15 protein-coding genes, 3 tRNA genes and 1 pseudogene are annotated in these 16,549 nt (G+C 48.4%); 2 read left to right on the forward strand and 17 right to left on the reverse strand.

What is annotated here, in order from left to right; all coding sequences use genetic code 11:
* Positions 1-14 precede the first annotated feature (14 nt).
* The 3 genes from ODZ53_RS25180 to ODZ53_RS25190 form a co-directional block, all read right to left on the reverse strand.
* Positions 15-90: transfer RNA gene (locus ODZ53_RS25180), tRNA-Val, on the reverse strand.
* A gap of 33 nt (positions 91-123) precedes the next feature.
* Positions 124-197, reverse strand: a tRNA-Glu gene (locus ODZ53_RS25185).
* Positions 198-213: 16 nt separating this feature from the next.
* Positions 214-306, reverse strand: a tRNA-Ser gene (locus ODZ53_RS25190).
* 757 nt (positions 307-1,063) lie between these two features.
* Here ODZ53_RS25190 and ODZ53_RS25195 point away from each other — a divergent pair.
* On the forward strand, positions 1,064-1,501 hold the full coding sequence (locus ODZ53_RS25195) for a GNAT family N-acetyltransferase (RefSeq protein WP_372680880.1): 438 nt from the start codon (positions 1,064-1,066) through the stop codon (positions 1,499-1,501).
* On the opposite strand, the gene ODZ53_RS25200 is transcribed toward ODZ53_RS25195, so the two are convergent.
* The 7 genes and pseudogenes from ODZ53_RS25200 to ODZ53_RS25230 all read right to left on the reverse strand — a co-directional run bounded on the left by ODZ53_RS25200 (position 1,492) and on the right by ODZ53_RS25230 (position 8,055).
* A complete protein-coding gene (locus ODZ53_RS25200) occupies positions 1,492-2,259 on the reverse strand; it encodes a type III pantothenate kinase (protein WP_012683904.1) in 768 nt (255 codons plus the stop codon). The genes ODZ53_RS25195 and ODZ53_RS25200 overlap by 10 nt on opposite strands.
* Positions 2,260-2,271: 12 nt before the next feature.
* Positions 2,272-3,120 (reverse strand): carboxylating nicotinate-nucleotide diphosphorylase, encoded by an 849-nt coding sequence (nadC, locus tag ODZ53_RS25205; protein WP_199928638.1) that lies wholly within the window; start codon positions 3,118-3,120, stop codon positions 2,272-2,274.
* A complete protein-coding gene (gene nadB / locus ODZ53_RS25210; RefSeq protein WP_372680883.1) occupies positions 3,107-4,729 on the reverse strand; it encodes an L-aspartate oxidase in 1,623 nt (540 codons plus the stop codon). Before nadB ends, nadC begins: the two co-directional genes overlap by 14 nt.
* A 115-nt stretch (positions 4,730-4,844) precedes the next feature.
* Positions 4,845-5,272 (reverse strand): annotated as a pseudogene (locus tag ODZ53_RS25215) (Fur family transcriptional regulator).
* Between the two features lie 39 nt (positions 5,273-5,311).
* Positions 5,312-6,151 (reverse strand): metal ABC transporter permease, encoded by an 840-nt coding sequence (locus ODZ53_RS25220; RefSeq protein WP_016740937.1) that lies wholly within the window; start codon positions 6,149-6,151, stop codon positions 5,312-5,314.
* Positions 6,152-6,186: 35 nt separating this feature from the next.
* A complete protein-coding gene (locus tag ODZ53_RS25225) occupies positions 6,187-6,957 on the reverse strand; it encodes a metal ABC transporter ATP-binding protein (protein ID WP_012683899.1) in 771 nt (256 codons plus the stop codon).
* 132 nt (positions 6,958-7,089) lie between these two features.
* Positions 7,090-8,055, reverse strand: coding sequence for a metal ABC transporter substrate-binding protein (locus ODZ53_RS25230; protein ID WP_372680885.1), 966 nt, complete (start codon positions 8,053-8,055; stop codon positions 7,090-7,092).
* Between the two features lie 192 nt (positions 8,056-8,247).
* Between ODZ53_RS25230 and ODZ53_RS25235 the strand changes: the two genes are divergently transcribed.
* On the forward strand, positions 8,248-8,739 hold the full coding sequence (locus tag ODZ53_RS25235; RefSeq protein WP_372680887.1) for a PCYCGC domain-containing protein: 492 nt from the start codon (positions 8,248-8,250) through the stop codon (positions 8,737-8,739).
* Between the two features lie 343 nt (positions 8,740-9,082).
* Here the strand turns inward: ODZ53_RS25235 and nadA are convergent, their stop codons facing one another.
* The 7 genes from nadA to ODZ53_RS25270 form a co-directional block, all read right to left on the reverse strand.
* Positions 9,083-10,027, reverse strand: a complete 945-nt coding sequence (gene nadA, locus ODZ53_RS25240) for a quinolinate synthase NadA (protein ID WP_372680889.1) — start codon at positions 10,025-10,027, stop codon at positions 9,083-9,085.
* 137 nt (positions 10,028-10,164) lie between these two features.
* Positions 10,165-11,034, reverse strand: coding sequence for an HAD family hydrolase (locus ODZ53_RS25245; RefSeq protein ID WP_372680891.1), 870 nt, complete (start codon positions 11,032-11,034; stop codon positions 10,165-10,167).
* Positions 11,035-11,372: 338 nt separating this feature from the next.
* Entirely contained in the window at positions 11,373-13,331 is a 1,959-nt protein-coding gene (gene ftsH, locus ODZ53_RS25250) for an ATP-dependent zinc metalloprotease FtsH (protein WP_372680893.1), read from the reverse strand.
* Between the two features lie 69 nt (positions 13,332-13,400).
* Entirely contained in the window at positions 13,401-13,940 is a 540-nt protein-coding gene (gene hpt, locus ODZ53_RS25255; RefSeq protein WP_372680895.1) for a hypoxanthine phosphoribosyltransferase, read from the reverse strand.
* Positions 13,937-15,364 (reverse strand): tRNA lysidine(34) synthetase TilS, encoded by a 1,428-nt coding sequence (gene tilS / locus ODZ53_RS25260; RefSeq protein WP_372680897.1) that lies wholly within the window; start codon positions 15,362-15,364, stop codon positions 13,937-13,939. The genes hpt and tilS overlap by 4 nt, the downstream gene beginning before the upstream one ends.
* On the reverse strand, positions 15,336-15,788 hold the full coding sequence (locus ODZ53_RS25265; protein WP_199928645.1) for a threonine/serine exporter family protein: 453 nt from the start codon (positions 15,786-15,788) through the stop codon (positions 15,336-15,338). Before ODZ53_RS25265 ends, tilS begins: the two co-directional genes overlap by 29 nt.
* A 5-nt stretch (positions 15,789-15,793) precedes the next feature.
* Positions 15,794-16,543: a threonine/serine exporter family protein gene (locus ODZ53_RS25270; protein ID WP_372680899.1), complete on the reverse strand. Its 750-nt coding sequence runs from the start codon at positions 16,541-16,543 to the stop codon at positions 15,794-15,796.
* Positions 16,544-16,549: the final 6 nt, after the last annotated feature.

Raw genomic sequence — 16,549 nt, forward strand, 5'->3', positions numbered from 1 at the left:
TCCTTTGATATAAGTGGTGGAGGCTGACGGGATCGAACCGCCGACCCTCTGCTTGTAAGGCAGATGCTCTCCCAGCTGAGCTAAGCCTCCAGAACCCCTGCGATTGCAGGGCGTTTTGCTAGGTGACCCGTAGGGGATTCGAACCCCTGAATGACAGCGTGAAAGGCTGCTGTGTTAAACCGCTTCACCAACGGGCCATTTCTAAGAAAGTGATGGCGGATGGAGTGGGATTTGAACCCACGAGACGGTTCGACACCGCCTACACGATTTCCAATCGTGCTCCTTCGGCCGCTCGGACATCCATCCGTATATTTGAAGTGGATCAAAGTGATCCGCTTGTTTGTCTTTCAGAATTCATATGTTATCATGCATTCATCTGAAACGCAAGAACTTTTTTAAAGAAATTTAAAAAGTTCAATGTGACATAACTTTTCTGCTAGGCACAATAGCCATTGTAGCGCGTGGAGGATGTACTGTCAACGAAAAGTAATGAAAATCTCAACTTTTTTCTCTGTCTCCATCCACAGATGCGAATTACGTATATATCATTACCTGTCAGTAGGGATGTTACTCGCCGAATACCACTCTTTTTGTCGAGTCAGCTCGTATCTACACTAATAACAGAACTCACCATAGAGAAAGCTGAGATGGTATAATTTAACTCGAGACAAGACTGGCGGTGGAAGACCAGGGCACAGCTTCCTGTAAAGGAGGTGATGCTGATGGTCTCGCTCGGCACGCTTTACCTTTTCCTAAAAGTACTGGCAACCTTGCTAAGCCTCTGGTTTAGCAGCAGGAAGCTCTACCGATGGATAAGAAAGTGGCGTAACAAGCGAAAACCCACCGCCTAAGGTTGACCGCCTGACGGTGGGTTCGCTGTTTTTGTAATCATGCGCGCCGTGGGTGTGCCACAGCTACTTGTCTCAGGAGCCTTGCCGCTGCAACGGTATTGGCTCCTTTATTTATATGTCGGATCATCAATATCTCTACCAGTAGTTTAACACCCTTTTATCACTCCATACAACATAGGCAATAATTTACAAGTAGAAAGGATTTGAAATGAATGACCTCGATCCGTCTAGCTACTCCGCAAGACATTCCTGCTGTCTGTACGATTGATGCAATAGTTATTGGTTCAACCAGTCGTTCATCTGAACTTCAAGAAGCCATCGAAAAAGGGCATTGCTATTTGGCGTTAATCGACAAGAATATCGTCGGTTTTGCCATCATTAATCAATCGTTTTTTAAGAACAGCTTTATTCATCTACTCATTGTTCACCCTCACTATCAGAACCGAGGTGTTGGCAAGGAGATGATGCGCTATTTGGAAACGATCTCCCCTACGGAGAAATTGTTCACTTCTACTAACCTTTCCAACGAAAAAATGCAACGCCTCTGCCTTAAGCTCGGATACGTTCACTGCGGAACCCTGACTCACCTAGATCCAGATGATCCTGAAATGTTTTTCTGCAAATACGTGCGCGCCAGTCGCTATGATTGATTCCGCTCGTAGATCAGACGTAGTCCTTTTAGCGTAAGATTCTGATCCACGACATGGATACAAGAGGTCTCATTCGCAAAAAGAGAGGCAAGCCCTCCCGTAGCAACTACGGTAGGCTGCGTACCGTATTCATCCATAATTCTGCGTACAATGCCTTCGACCTGTCCGACGAACCCATAGAAAATGCCGGCCTGCATCGCCGCTATCGTATTGCGCCCGACTACACTTGCAGGCTTGGTGATTTCGATTCGCGGCAGCTTGGCAGCACGGGTAAAGAGTGCCTCGGTCGATATCCCAATACCGGGAGCAATTGCACCACCCCAATACTGCGCCCGCTCATCCACATAGCAAAAGGTCGTCGCCGTACCGAAATCGACAACAATAAGTGGTGCGCCATAATGATGAATCGCAGCAACTGCGTTCACGATTCGATCGGAGCCTACCTCTCGCGGATACTCATACTTGATGTTCAGTCCCGTCTTGATACCCGGTCCGATAATCAGTGCTTTTTGTTGCATGTACTTCCCGCACATACGTTCAATCGTGAGGTTTAAAGGTGGCACGACAGACGAGATAATGACTCCTCTCACCTGTTCAAAGCCAAGCCCCACGCTACCAAACAAGCTTTTGACGAGCATGCCGTACTCGTCTTCCGTTTTGTTACGATCCGTGGACACTCTCCAATGGTGTTGGAGCTCGTCGCCTTCATACAAGCCCAACACAATATTGGAGTTGCCTATATCGATCACCAATAACATCGTGGTCGCTCCTTACCGCTTGCGCGTATTCAGATCGAGGCTGATATCAAACGCTCTGACAGAATGAGTCAGCGCCCCTACCGAAATAATATCTACGCCTGTTTTTGCAATGTCACCAATCGTCTCCAGACTCACACCGCCAGATGCCTCGACAACGGCCCGTCCATTGATAAACTGCACGGCTTCCACCATTTGATCAAGGGACATATTGTCGAGCATGATCGTATCGGCACCTGCTGCCAATGCTTCCTGAACCTGTTCGAATGATTCGGCCTCTACCTCTACTGTCATCGTATGGGGAATAACCGCGCGTGCCGCTGCAACAGCTTGTGCGATACCGCCCGCTCCTTTGATATGATTGTCCTTGATCATCACGGCATCATACAAGGCAAAACGGTGATTGTAGCCTCCCCCGACTCGAACTGCGTACTTTTCCAAAGCCCTAAGGCCTGGCGTAGTCTTTCTCGTATCGACAACTCGTGCCTTCGTCCCTGCGACGGCCGTTGCGTATTCACTCGTTTTCGTGGCAATCCCAGACAAACGTTGCATTAAATTAAGGGCGAGTCGTTCTCCGCTCAAAATTGAACGAACTGAGCCGCTGACTTCGGCGATCTGCTGACCAACCTCCACTCGTGCTCCTTCTTCTACTTTTGCCTCAAAAACGAGGGTAGAATCAACCGTGGCAAATACTTGCTCCGCAATCGGCAAGCCTGCCACGATTCCCGCTTCCTTCGCATATAAAATGCCGACACCCTGTTCCGATTCAGGAATCGTGCTCATCGTCGTCACATCACCAAATCCCACGTCTTCCTGTAGCCATTCCTCTATTTTTCGCTGAAGCTCCCTTTTATTCCACATCATGCTTCTCACACTCCTCTTGGACACCATCTTCTACAGACTGGATCAAATGCTTGCGCCAGACCAAGTCGTCTTTATTCGGAAAATCAGTACGATAATGCCCACCTCTGCTTTCTTCCCGCAAAAGTGCCGCTCTCGTTGTCAGGACGGCAGCATTCAACAGATTGAAGAATTCAAACGTTTCCAGGCTCTTAGGCTCGTACTGGTAGTATTGCTCCATTCGCGCAAGCTCTGCTAGTGCTTTCGTTAATCCCTTATCGTCACGCTTCACACTAACATGCCGCAGCATGAGCTTTTGCATTTTCAATCGTTGTTCACGTGTATTGAACGTTTGGGGCAGTTTTTGCTTGGAAACAACCTCGAAGGGATGAATGCTCGGCAAATCAGCCAGCTGCTTGATCCGCTCCGCGATCCGGTGACCGAATACAACCGCTTCCGATAACGAGTTGCTGGCCAGTCGATTCGCCCCATGTACCCCTGTGCAGGAAGCTTCCCCACATGCAAAAAGCCGGCTCGTCGATGTCTCCCCGTTCAAGTCAGTCTGGACCCCACCCATAATATAATGGCAGGCAGGAGCTACTGGAATCCAATCTGTCACCATATTGAGCCCGTATTGTAAGCAAAAATGATAAATCGTCGGAAAACGCCGCTTAATAAGCTCCTCCGATTCGTGGGTAATGTCGAGATACACGAACGTAGACTTCGTCTGTTCCATCTCAGAGACAATCGCCCTGGCAACAATATCACGCGGCGCGAGCTCTTTTTGCGGATGGTACTTTTCCATGAAGCGATCACCATTGCTGTTACGCAAAATGGCACCCTCCCCACGAACGGCTTCCGAAATCAAAAAGCGCGGGGCTCCCGGATAGTAAAGCGCAGTCGGATGAAACTGAATAAATTCCACATCTTTTATGCGAGCACCCGCCCGATATGCGATGCCGATCCCATCTGCGGTAGCGATTTGCGGATTCGTTGTGTAACGGTAAAGCTGACCCGCACCTCCTGTAGCAAGCACTGTTGCTTTGGCTTCCAGGAAAAACAGTTCGCCATCCGGCTTTCGTACGAGGGCACCCATGCATTCGCCATCCTGCGTGATGACATCCACTGCAAAATGATATTCCAAAACCTGAATGTTTGGCTGCTCCATCACACGCTTGGACAAAGCGCGGACGATCTCTGCCCCAGTGGCATCTCCGTTCGCATGCAAAATTCGTCGTTTGCTATGCGCGCCTTCCTGTGTCAGCTCATACTCCCCTTGTTCATCGCGGTCAAATTCCGTTCCATATGCAATCAGTTCATGCAAGCGATCAGGACCTTCATGCACCAGTACTTCCACAGCGTTATACGAGCAAAGACCTGCTCCAGCGATTAACGTATCCTGTCGATGAAGGGCGGGAGAATCAGATTGGGCTGTTACAGCAGCGATTCCTCCCTGAGCCCAGCGTGTGTTACTATCATCGAGTCCCTTCTTGCTGATCAACACCACATCCGCATACTCACTCGTTTGCAACGCCGTATACAACCCAGCAATCCCTGCGCCAATAACAGCTACATCTGCCCTCATCCGAGGTAAGGTGTGCAAATCAAAGTCCACAATATAACGGGGAATCATGACTGTGTCCCTTCTCTCTTGTAACTGATGATTTTCCACCCATTATAGCAAATACACGCTTGAAGGAGATGCAAAAAAAGAGCACCCGCAAAAGCGAGCACTCCCCTCTATCCGATTAATTCGAATGCGTTACACATTCTTTACACGTGCCATATACCTCGAACTTGTGCCCCGTCACCTGAAACTCTTCCGGTACCGCGGAAATGATATTCATCGGACATCCTGGCAAAGAAGAAGTCTTTCCACATTCCGTACAAATCACATGGTGATGATGGTGTCCATCTGTCGAACAGGCCAAACGGAATCTGCCTTCCCCATCCAACTCCGTCTCCTCCAGAATCCCCAGCTCAACAAAAGTGGAAATGTTGCGATAGACGGTATCGAAGCTGAGTGTTGGATACTGCTCCTTGATTCGTTCCATAATATCCTTGGCAGACAGGTGTATCGCTTCTCGGTTGCGCAGATTCGAATCATCTCCTCCCGCTTGCCGGTATACTTGAAACCATGTTCTTTCAATATTTGCAGCGCTTCTTCTACTTTCATCGACAAACACTCCTTCCTTTTGTCATAACTGGAAAACTCTTATCGGAAAGCGACCCGCAGCTTTTTTACACCCAATACAACCAGCATAACCAGTACTGCCATCAGTACAATTGTACCACCAGATGCCCAATCAAGGAGATAGGCAAAATACAAACCGCTCAGCACGGAAAACTCCGCGAACAAAATCGACAAGAAAATCGTTTGACGAAAGCTTTTTGCGATTTGCAGACTAGCCGCTACCGGAAGCGTAATCAGCGCCGAGATTAACAGGACACCGACAATACGCATGGAAGCCGCAATCGTCAGAGCGACAAGCACCATAAACAACAGGTTAATCGAACGCCTTGCCACGCCGGAGACGCGAGCGAATTCCTCGTCAAAAGAAACCGCGAAAAGCTCCTTGTAAATCAACACGACTGTCCCTAAAACGACAACTGCCACACCAATCAGTGCATACAGGTCTTCGATGGACACCGTCACGATTTTTCCGAACAAGTACGAATACAAATCTGCATTAAAACCGTCTGCGATACTGATCAATACCGTAAACAGCCCAAGCCCCGCAGATAAAATAATCGGAATCGCCAAATCCTGATACGCTTTGTACACCTTACGCAACCGCTCAATGAACAACGAACCGATCACCGCAAACAACATCCCGAAAAACAGCGGATTGACGAGGGAGAAAAAGGCGACCTTTTTGGAAATGAGCATCCCGGCAGCTACACCAGACAGTGTGACGTGTGACAAGCCATCTGCCATCATCGACAAGCGACGAACAATGAGAAACGTGCCCAAAATAGGGCAAATCAGACCAATTAAAATCCCTGAAAACAGGGTATACCGCAAAAAGTCATACTGCCACCAATCAGCAAGCATGTGTATATTCCTTCTTTCTTACCTATTTACAAAGCTTAATGATGATGAGACAGCAGTCTGACCGAATCACCGTACATACTTTGCAAGATTTTGTCTTGGTTGTGCTCAAAATCGTGCGCTGTTCCGTGGAAGTGAATTTTCTTCTGCACACAAGCCACCTTGGTCACCCATTGAGACATGACTCCCACATCGTGGCTGACGATCATCATCGTCAATCCGTTCTCTTCCTTCAGCGAACGAAGCAAGCTGTAAAATTGATCGATCGATTCCTGATCGACCCCGACTGTTGGCTCATCGAGGATCAACAGCTCCGGTTCAGCTACGAGAGCTCGCGCTATGAATACGCGCTGCAATTGCCCACCGGACAAGTTGCCTATTCGTTGATCCAGCTTTTCCAGCAAGCCTACACGCTCCACCGCAGCCCGAACATTCTCATGATGCTGTTTCGTCAGTCTGCGAAAAAGGCCCACTTTGCCGACCAATCCAGAAGACACGACTTCTCGGACTGTCGCCGGAAACCCACCAGCTCCATGCGCGACCTGCTGAGCGACGTATCCAATGCGATTCCATTCACGAAACTTGGATAGTGGTTGCCCGAAGAGCTCCACTGTCCCTTTGTTTGGCGTCAACAGACCCAAAATCAGCTTCATCAGCGTAGATTTTCCTGATCCGTTCGGCCCGACGATGCCCACAAAGTCTCCGCGTTCCAGTGTGAATTCAACCTCATCGAGAACCTGTTTGTCTTCATATTGAAAGGAGACGCCTGTGAGCTTAATAACTGGCACCTCTTGTTTATGTGGTTCCATGAAATATCCATCCCTTAAATCGGATTTGTTCTTATTTGATTCCCTTCATCGTACTACGATTTTGCCCGAACCACAAGCATCCTACTAACGAAAAAATGCCGCCTGGCAAGCGACATCTTTTCGAGAGAAAGCTTATTGGAGTGCAGTCTTCAATGTGTTCATATTGTCGCGCATGATAGACAAGTAATCACGCCCCGCCTTTACATCGTCTTCCGTCAAACCTTCCAACGGATTAAGCGTAGCCGTCTTCACGCCAGCTTCCTTCGCAATCACTTCCGCTACCTTCGGAGAAACCAATGTCTCGAACAGCACATAAGAAATGTTATGTTCCTTTACATGCTCCACCAAGCTCTTCAACTCTGTTGTGGATGGCTCATCAGAAGGATTGACCCCAGAGATCGCTACTTGCTCCAGCCCGTATCGTTTTGCGAGATAGCTGAATGCGCTATGAGAAACCATGAATTCTTTCTTCGGGGCTTGCGTAACCATATCTTTAAAATCTTTATCCAGCTGTTCCAGGTCTGTTGCTAATTGTGTGTAGTTCTTTTCGTAATCAGCAGCGTGCGCCTGATCCTTTTGCACGAGCGTATTTTTGACCTTCTCCGCCTGTGCCTTCAGTTGCATCGGATCGAGCCATACATGAGGGTCCAGATCCCCGTGGTCATGACCTGCCTCTTCTGCGTGGCCTTCTCCTTCATGCTCATGCTCAGCTGCACGAATCATTTCGAGACCTTCCGTCGCATTTACGATCGTTGTCCTGTTTTTGTCGAGGTTAGTTACAGCCTTCTCTACCCACAGCTCCAAACCACTGCCGTTATAAGCGAAGATATCTGCTCCGGAAAGAGCGACTATGTCTTTTGCGGTTGGTTCGTAGTCGTGAGGCTCTACGCCAGCGGGAACCAGATTCGTTACCTCCACGTGTTCACCACCGATTCGCTTCGCTACATATTCCAATGGATAAATCGTCGTGTATACTTTTGGCTTCCCTGACGCGTCATTGCCAGCTTGCGGAGTCCCAGCCGTTTCGTTTGCTGCTCCACATCCAACCAACCCCACTGCCGTAATGAAACTGAGGGCTGCTAACATCGCTCTTTTCATCTATACTTCCTCCTACTCCAATTCAAAATGATTCCGATTTAGGTTCTTGTCGTTTTTCATTATACGGAGAGGAGTCCAAAAAGTAAATAGGATTTATTCCGATTTAAACATCATACGTACACATCTTCTCTTCCAGCTTCACAATTTCTCCATCTCATTATGATAAAATAATTGGCAGGAGGTATGTCCACGATGAAACGTAAATCATGGTTAGCCATTACTTTTATCACCGCAGCTCTGCTTACTGGCTGTGGCTCTACTGATCAAGCTGAACAGAATCATAGCGATCACACGCAGCACGCCCCCAATGGAGATTTGCAAGAATTGACTGCTTCCGCTGATCAGCTACCAAAATTTTTAGACAACCAAGACCCTGTCATTATCGATTCCTACAAAGTTGCCGCCGCAAATCGTGAGCTGCTCAAATCCATTCCATGCTATTGTGGTTGTGATGAAAGTGCTGGACACGGGCATAATGGCAACTGCTTCATCAAAGAAGAAAAGTCTGATGGCTCCATTGTCTGGGATGACCACGGTACTCGCTGCGGTGTATGCATGGAAATCGCTGTTATTTCCGGCAAGCTGAAAGCAGAAGGCAAATCTACAAAAGAAATTCGTACCTACATAGACCAAACCTACGGGCAAGGCTACGGAAAACCAACTCCTACCCCGATGCCTTCCTAAACACAGATAACAAGACTTCCCGACGAGGAGGTCTTTCTTTTTTCCCTTTTATGGAATAGAATGATTGCCGCTAAGCCTAAAAAGCTTGTTATACTGAGCTACCTCGCTATGGTTTTCACGTGTGTCTGTGGGATGGTTTACCTGTTCGCTAAATCTTGTTTGCTCCATGCCATCAGACGAGTAAAAGATGTATACGGCTCCTTGCTGTTATCCGATATGATTGTACTCGTCCTGAACATTTACCGACGAAAAAACATCCAGCCCTTAACCAAAGCTTCCTAATAAAAAAAGGGAGTAAAGCCCCTGCGCTCTACTCCCTTTTTGCATTTAATCAGACTGCCCCTTAAGCAGGCGCTACCGCAAGCATACGCTCCAAGGAAGCACGTGCTGCATCAGCAACATCCTCTGGCACAAAAATCTCCGGCTTCATATTCTCCAGCGCCTCCACGCACTTCTTCAGGTTGTTCACCTTCATATTCGGGCAAACGAGGTACTTGGAAGCGAAAATGAACGTTTTGTCCGGGCTGTCCTTTTCCAGCATGTAGCGTGTGCCGTCTTCCGTTCCAATGATAAACTCCTTGTGCGAAGACTCACGGCAGTATTTCAAAATTCCGGTCGTGGAACCAACGTAGTCAGCCAGGGATACCACTTCTGGGCGGCACTCCGGATGAACGACAACCACAGCCTCTGGGTGCTGCTGCTTCAACGTCATGATGTCTTCTACAGACAGTTGGTCATGCGTATTGCAGTATCCTTCCCAAATAATCATTTTTTTGTCCGTGAATTGGGATACATAGTGGCCGAGGTTTTTGTCCGGCACCCAAATGATCTCATCGCCGTCGATCGACTCGATCACGCGCTTCGCGTTGGACGACGTACAGCAGATGTAGGTTTCGGCTTTAACATCCGCAGAAGTATTGATGTAAGCCACTACCTTTGCATTTGGATGCTGTGCTTTGAGCTTGCGTAGTCCGTCTACGTTCACCATGTCCGCCATCGGACAGCCAGCCCGTTCATCGGGAATAATGACGGTCTTCTGGGGATTGAGAATTTTTGCACTTTCTCCCATAAAATGAACCCCACAGAACAAAATCACATCGGCATCCGTTTCTTTTGCTTTCTGTGCCAATCCAAAGGAATCGCCAATGAAGTCAGCGACCTCCTGAATCTCGGGACGTTGGTAAAAGTGAGCAAGAATGATGGCATTACGCTCTTTCTTCAGCTGCAGCAGTCGTTCACGTAACTCAGCGTTGCGCTGGGCTTTTTTTTCTAACGCTAAAGCGTCCATGGAAAAAATCCCCCTACGGTGGTGTCATAATTTACGGTCATTGTAAGCGTATAACCTCCCCTTGTCAACGTGGTACATTTTGAACAAAAAAAGCACAAACCGGCCTGTACAGACGCAGCTTCTGCTTTTTCATTCTCTTACTCGCCTTTTTCTCCGAGAACGCGCTCCCGAATAAAGCGGGCTACGCCTTCCTCATTATGGTGTGGGGCGATATATTTGGCTACCTGCTTGATCTCGTCAGAAGCGTTTTCCATTGCGACGGAATATCCTGCGCCTGTTAACGCCTCACGATCGTTTTCGGCATCGCCAAATGCCATCACTTTCTCCGGGGAGATTCCCCATTTCTCACAAAAGTATTGAAGCCCTTCCCATTTGGAAACCCCTTGAGGAATTACTTCGACATTCTGCTTGCCGGATGAAGTGATAGTCACTTGCTCGCTCCAAGGCTTTAGCTGCTCTTTCACCCACTCCAGACGATCCGGGTCTTGATGCCAGACGAAGAACTTGACGATTTCTACTTCCCCTGACTCTACTTTTTCCAGTACTTCTGCCAAAGGCTCTACGCGCGCGAGCCTGTAGTAAGGAAAATTCAAGATCGAGAACCCTTCTACAGATGCGTCCTCACTCATGGTCGCTTCCAAACGTTCACGGTCTTCTTTGATCATCCAGCGATTGCTATTCGTATCATGAAGCTCATAATAAATCGTTTCTTGTCTCAGTGCATGGATCGCACCGATTACCATCTTAGTGGGAAGGAGCCATTGACGGACCAGCGTGCCATCCGCCTCGAAAACAGTGCCGCCATTGCTACAGACATAGCCGTCAAAAGGAAAGGAATCAATCGGAATTTGAGCGGAGCCATACATCCTACCCGTAGACAAAACGAGTTTGCAGCCTTGCTGTTGTAATTGGCGAAGTGCTTCTTTCGTTCCTTCTGTCAGCTTTGAATCGTGAGTCAGTAAGGTTCCATCCATGTCAAATGCAGCCATGCCTGGTGTAAGCAACATATCCAATCCCTCTCATTCGCTTTGGATTTACCATAAGTCACTATAGTGGAGGAGAAGAAAAAGCACAGTTCTCTTCGACACTGACACGCCAACAGGGGGGATTCACTGGCCGTCTCCACTTAAAAAAGGGGACCGTCGAGCCAAAGCCACCCTACGGGCGGATGCTTCTCAAGGAAGAAGTGTTCGACAAGCGTGGTCCCCTTTTTTAAGTTCCGACTAGGTAGGCGTTGTCAAGGTCTACGAGCCCTGTGCTTTTTCTTCTCACTAGCTTTATTGGTTCATCTTAGGAGCTAAACACCCATAGTATTTATAGCAAAAAAGGGCACCTGAGGCGCCCCTTATTGTTTCGGTTCTTCGTTTGTATCTTCTTGCTTTGGTTCTTCTTTTACTTCTTCTTTTACTTCTTCCAGCTTCGGTTGAATGTTCACGACCACATCTTTATTTACATCTGGATCGTTATCCATTTTACCTGTTTCGATCAATTGCTTGATCTGCTCAGCATCGAGAGTCTCTACTCGGAGCAGTGTGTTTGCAATCAGATCGAGCTGATCACGGTGCTTCGTCAGCAATTCTGTACATTTTGCGTAGCACTCGTGGATAATATTTTGCATTTCCTGATCGATTTCGTATGCAATCTGATCGGAGTAGTTACGCTCATTGCCATAGTCACGGCCCAGGAATACCTGCCCTTGACTCTTACCGAACTGCATAGGACCGAGCTTGCTCATTCCGTATTCGGTAATCATGCTGCGAGCGATAGCAGTCGCGCGTTGGAAGTCATTATGCGCCCCGGTACTAATATCCCCGAGCACCAATTCTTCCGCAACACGTCCACCCAACAGACCGACGATTTTGTCGAGCAGGTCCGTTTTGGTAGCAAAGAAACGGTCTTCTTTCGGCAGCATCACTGTGTATCCGCCAGCTTGGCCGCGCGGAATGATTGTTACCTTATGTACCATTTCTGCATTTCTCAGGTGGTATCCGATGATCGTATGACCTGCTTCGTGGAAGGCAACCAGGCGTCGTTCGTCTTCGCTCACTACGCGAGACTTCTTCGCTGGACCCGCAATCACGCGGTCAATCGCTTCATCTACCTCAGTCATGTTGATTTGCTTTTTGTTTCTGCGGGCAGTCAAGAGAGCTGCTTCATTCAACAAGTTCTCCAAATCTGCGCCCGTGAAGCCCGATGTACCGCGAGCAATCACGTCCAGCTTCACGTCTTCACCAATCGGCTTGTTACGGGCATGAACCTTGAGCACCGCTTCACGGCCTTTGATATCAGGACGATCAACTGTAATTTGACGGTCAAAACGTCCCGGACGCAAGAGAGCTGGGTCGAGAATGTCAGGTCGGTTGGTCGCAGCGATCATGATGATCCCTTCGTTTCCACCAAAACCGTCCATCTCTACGAGCAACTGGTTGAGAGTTTGCTCGCGTTCGTCGTGTCCGCCGCCGAGTCCAGCTCCGCGTTGACGACCCACGGCGTCAATCTCGTCAATAAAGATAATGCAAGGAGCATTTTTCTTCGCATTTTCGAACAGGTCACGTACGCGGGATGCACCTACCCCAACGAACATTTCCACGAAGTCAGAACCGGAGATGCTGAAGAATGGCACACCAGCTTCGCCTGCAACAGCACGCGCGAGCAAGGTTTTACCTGTACCCGGAGGACCTACGAGCAGTACCCCTTTTGGAATACGAGCACCAACTGCATTGAACTTGCGGTTGTCTTTCAGGAAGTCAACGACTTCCTCCAGCTCAGCCTTTTCTTCGTCCGCTCCTGCTACGTCGTCAAAAGTAACGCGTTTCTTTTCTTCGTTGTAAAGCTTCGCGCGGCTTTTACCGAAGTTCATTACTCGGCTTCCGCCACCTTGGGCATTGTTCAGAAGAAAGAAAAACAGGATGAAGATGATGACAAAAGGAATGATAGAGGTCAAGAACGTGAGCCAAATGCTGTTACCCTCGGCAGGATTAACAACTACATTCTTCATCTTTTGTGCATCAATTTTCTCTTCGACTAGCTTAATAATATCTGAGTCATACAAAAAAACATTGGTGAAAAATTTGTTGCTTTCCTGTCCCGGAATAGCTTTAGCCAACGTACCCTCTACTCTGTAAGTACCATTTTCAGGTCGAATAGACAAATCGGTGATGTTGTCAGCTTTTAGCTGTACCCGGAATTCCTGATATGTAAGTTTCCCAACCTTATCAGTACCGGAGAGGATGAAATTCACGATCCCGACCGTGACAAGAAAAATCAGTAGGTAGAACCCGGTATTACGAAAAAAGCGATTCATTCCTTACCTCCTCTCACGAACAGACACTTTTCACATTTTATCATAGAAAGCACGGTCTCCACAACAAACCTACTTTGTGTAGACCTCAGGTTTCAATACGCCGATATAAGGCAAGTTACGATAATGCTCGGAGTAATCCAAGCCGTATCCCACAACGAATTCGTCTGGAACATCGTATCCCTTATAGTCCGGTGAAATATCCACCTTGCGACGCTCTGGTTTGTTCAAGAGAGTCACCACTTTTACGGAAGCAGCTTCCCGATGGCGCAACAGCTCTACCAAGCGGCTCAGCGTCAGACCGCTGTCCATGATGTCTTCCACAACCAGCACGTGTCTGTTTTCCACAGATGTATCGAGATCCTTCAAGATTTTCACCATGCCAGAGGACTCTGTTCCACTTCCGTAGCTGGAAACAGCCATGAAATCCATTTCGCACGGAATATCCATGTGACGGATCAGGTCAGCCATGAAAACGACTGCGCCTTTCAGCACGCAGATGACCAACGGATTTTTATCCTTGTATTCTGCAGCCAGCGTCTTGCCTAATTCTTGAACTTTTACCGCAATATCCTCTTCTGATAGCAAAATCTTCTCGATGTCTTGATTCATGAAAAAACCTCCCGCCAATCTTCTCCAAACTCTACCCGCACGTGTAGAAAACGCCTGGTCTGCCCATTGACAGGCGCTACGGCGGAACGGCGCACACCTGGTACCAAAATCACCTCATCGCCCGCCGTCAAAAGCGGAAGTTTGTCACGCCATGCTCGCGGAACTTTGGCATCAATCAATAAATCCTTCAGCTTCTTTCCATCTGCTGAGCCAAACAGGGTGATGCGGTCTCCAGGTTTTCGGTTACGCAAATACAGCGATCCTAGCAACTGATCGGCATCAAAGACCGCTTCATTCGCCGGGAGTCGCTCCCAATCCATGGGACCTTCCAGGTAAGTAATATGTACCGTGGCCTTGCTCTCGTCGACCCAGGTTACACCGGGAACGGCGAGCTCGTAACTATACGTATGTATGCGATCCTGTCGCTTCCTACGACGAAAATTGATTCGCTCGTACACCCGGTCGACTACCAGGTCATTCGGCAAATGCAATTCCGCAGAAGGGCGACTTCCCCCTAGCATGTGCAAAACGGTCTCCACATGTTGCGAAGACCATTCGGTATGTTTTGAGAGATAACTTAATATTAGAGTAATCATTCTCCTTTGTAAAGCAACGTCACAAGTTTGAAACTTGTCATTGTCCATCAAAAATGCTTCAGGTTTTTTCTCAATCATTACCTTTTTCAACTGCTCATTCGCCAGCCGCATTAAAAGCGCTTCGTCCTGCCGAATTGCCTCTGCAGTTGCCAAGATATGCTCCCGATACTTGTCATTCACTTTTTCTAATAAAGGCATGACATCCAGACGTAGCAGATTGCGCGTATACTTGCGCGATTGGTTACTACTATCCTCACGAGGGACGAGTTGATGTTCCCGACAGTAGCCTTCCAGTTCTTGACGCGTTTTATGCAAGAGCGGACGCACGAGCTCAATCGGGCAATCCGCAAGCATTCTTCGCTTCGGCATCCCTGTCAGTCCATGCAATCTGCTGCCTCGCACAAATCGAAAGAGAATCGTTTCCACCTGATCGTCAGCATGGTGGGCCAATGCCAGCTTGGTCGCTCCTTGCGCCAGACCTACCTCTCGATACAGCCGATAGCGAATGTCGCGACTCGCTTCTTGCCCGCCCAATCCCGTCTTTTCCATATAAGCGGGGACGTCATACTCAAATAGGTGGAAAACCACGCCGAGTTCACGACACAGCTCTTCTGCATAGAGTGCATCCTGCCTTGCCTCTTCCCCACGAAAGCCGTGATTCAGATGGACAGCATGCAGCTTCCAATGATACTGGTATTGTTTATTGAGAGAAGCCAATATATGCAACAGTGCAGTAGAATCGTTGCCGCCGGATATTCCGACAACAACGCTCTCACCTGGAAGCAAAAGCCCCTCGGACTCAATCTCGTTGCGCACGCTTGCCAGCATAGCGGGCTCCTTTCCAGATCGTCAGAACCGAAATTCCAAATATAAGTCCAGAAGCAATCGCGCCGGCCACCATCAATGTCTTGGTCGCCTGAGTAATCCCTCCGACATAATCGTTGTTCACAAAAGCAAGCATGGCTTTGTAAGCCAACGATCCCGGCACCAGTGGAATAATGCCTGCGACGCTAAAATTCGTAGAAGGAACTCGCAGTATAATAGATAAGAGCTGGCTGAGCAAAGAGACAACAGCAGCTGAAACAAACGTCGACAGCAAGACCTCTGCACCGTAGAAAGGAAGAATGGAGTAAACGAGAAACCCGACCACTCCGGCTAAACCAGCCGCTACGATTGTTCGAACCGGCACATTGAATAGCACACACCACGCTACTGAGGAGGCGAAGCTAAGCGCCAATCCTTTTAACAACATCGTACTCACCTCGTAAACGAAAGAATAATGGCTGTGGCTACCGCTACGGAGACAGCTGTCAGCATCGCTTCTACCCCGCGTGAAACACCTGCAACCAAATCACCAGCCATCAAATCTCGAAGTGAGTTAGTGATGGCGATCCCCGGAAACAACGGAAGCATCGCACCAATAATAATGATGCTTAAATGCAACTGCGGAAAGAACGTCACGGTCAACAACGCGAAAAGTCCTCCTAGTAAAGCGGCAGAGAATTCCGTAAAAAACTTCATCCGTACAAACTGTTCTAAATATTCCTGGCTCAGGTTCACAATCAACCCGGCCATCGCAGAGGGAACCAGACTGCCCCAATCTCCCCCTGCAAGCATAGCAAAGGAGCCGCTGGCCGTAGCGGCTGCTAGATGCTGCAACCATTTCGGATAGATCTGCTTTTTCTGATCGATCTCACGCAGCGTCCGATAAGCTTGCTCCAAATTAATTTTCCCACCGACAAACTGTCGGGAAACATCATTCACGAGCGTTATTTTATTGAGGTTGGTCGTACGTTTGGGGGTACGAACCATTCTTGTATGATCGAATCCACTGCAACGAAAGGACAGGATGATACTAGTGGGCGTTGCCGAGCTGTTTACATCATCCATCCCAGCAGCCTTTGCAATCAATGCCATTGTCTCTTCCGTCCGGTAAGTCTCTCCACCGTTTTTCAAAATAATCGAGCCTGCCAACAAGCAAGTATCCATCACCAAATCTGAGGACACGAACCG

This window comes from Brevibacillus sp. BD137 (assembly GCF_041644655.1).
Taxonomy (GTDB): domain Bacteria; phylum Bacillota; class Bacilli; order Brevibacillales; family Brevibacillaceae; genus Brevibacillus; species Brevibacillus brevis_D.

What these genes read in the sequence shown, in the direction of transcription:
- ODZ53_RS25195 (WP_372680880.1), top strand. Translation starts at nt 1,064, where the DNA reads ATGACCTCGATCCGTCTAGCTACTCCGCAAGACATTCCTGCTGTCTGT.
- ODZ53_RS25200 (WP_012683904.1), bottom strand. Translation starts at nt 2,259, where the DNA reads ATGTTATTGGTGATCGATATAGGCAACTCCAATATTGTGTTGGGCTTG.
- nadC (WP_199928638.1), bottom strand. Translation starts at nt 3,120, where the DNA reads ATGATGTGGAATAAAAGGGAGCTTCAGCGAAAAATAGAGGAATGGCTA.
- nadB (WP_372680883.1), bottom strand. Translation starts at nt 4,729, where the DNA reads ATGATTCCCCGTTATATTGTGGACTTTGATTTGCACACCTTACCTCGG.
- ODZ53_RS25220 (WP_016740937.1), bottom strand. Translation starts at nt 6,151, where the DNA reads ATGCTTGCTGATTGGTGGCAGTATGACTTTTTGCGGTATACCCTGTTT.
- ODZ53_RS25225 (WP_012683899.1), bottom strand. Translation starts at nt 6,957, where the DNA reads ATGGAACCACATAAACAAGAGGTGCCAGTTATTAAGCTCACAGGCGTC.
- ODZ53_RS25230 (WP_372680885.1), bottom strand. Translation starts at nt 8,055, where the DNA reads ATGAAAAGAGCGATGTTAGCAGCCCTCAGTTTCATTACGGCAGTGGGG.
- ODZ53_RS25235 (WP_372680887.1), top strand. Translation starts at nt 8,248, where the DNA reads ATGAAACGTAAATCATGGTTAGCCATTACTTTTATCACCGCAGCTCTG.
- nadA (WP_372680889.1), bottom strand. Translation starts at nt 10,027, where the DNA reads ATGGACGCTTTAGCGTTAGAAAAAAAAGCCCAGCGCAACGCTGAGTTA.
- ODZ53_RS25245 (WP_372680891.1), bottom strand. Translation starts at nt 11,034, where the DNA reads ATGTTGCTTACACCAGGCATGGCTGCATTTGACATGGATGGAACCTTA.
- ftsH (WP_372680893.1), bottom strand. Translation starts at nt 13,331, where the DNA reads ATGAATCGCTTTTTTCGTAATACCGGGTTCTACCTACTGATTTTTCTT.
- hpt (WP_372680895.1), bottom strand. Translation starts at nt 13,940, where the DNA reads ATGAATCAAGACATCGAGAAGATTTTGCTATCAGAAGAGGATATTGCG.
- tilS (WP_372680897.1), bottom strand. Translation starts at nt 15,364, where the DNA reads ATGCTGGCAAGCGTGCGCAACGAGATTGAGTCCGAGGGGCTTTTGCTT.
- ODZ53_RS25265 (WP_199928645.1), bottom strand. Translation starts at nt 15,788, where the DNA reads ATGTTGTTAAAAGGATTGGCGCTTAGCTTCGCCTCCTCAGTAGCGTGG.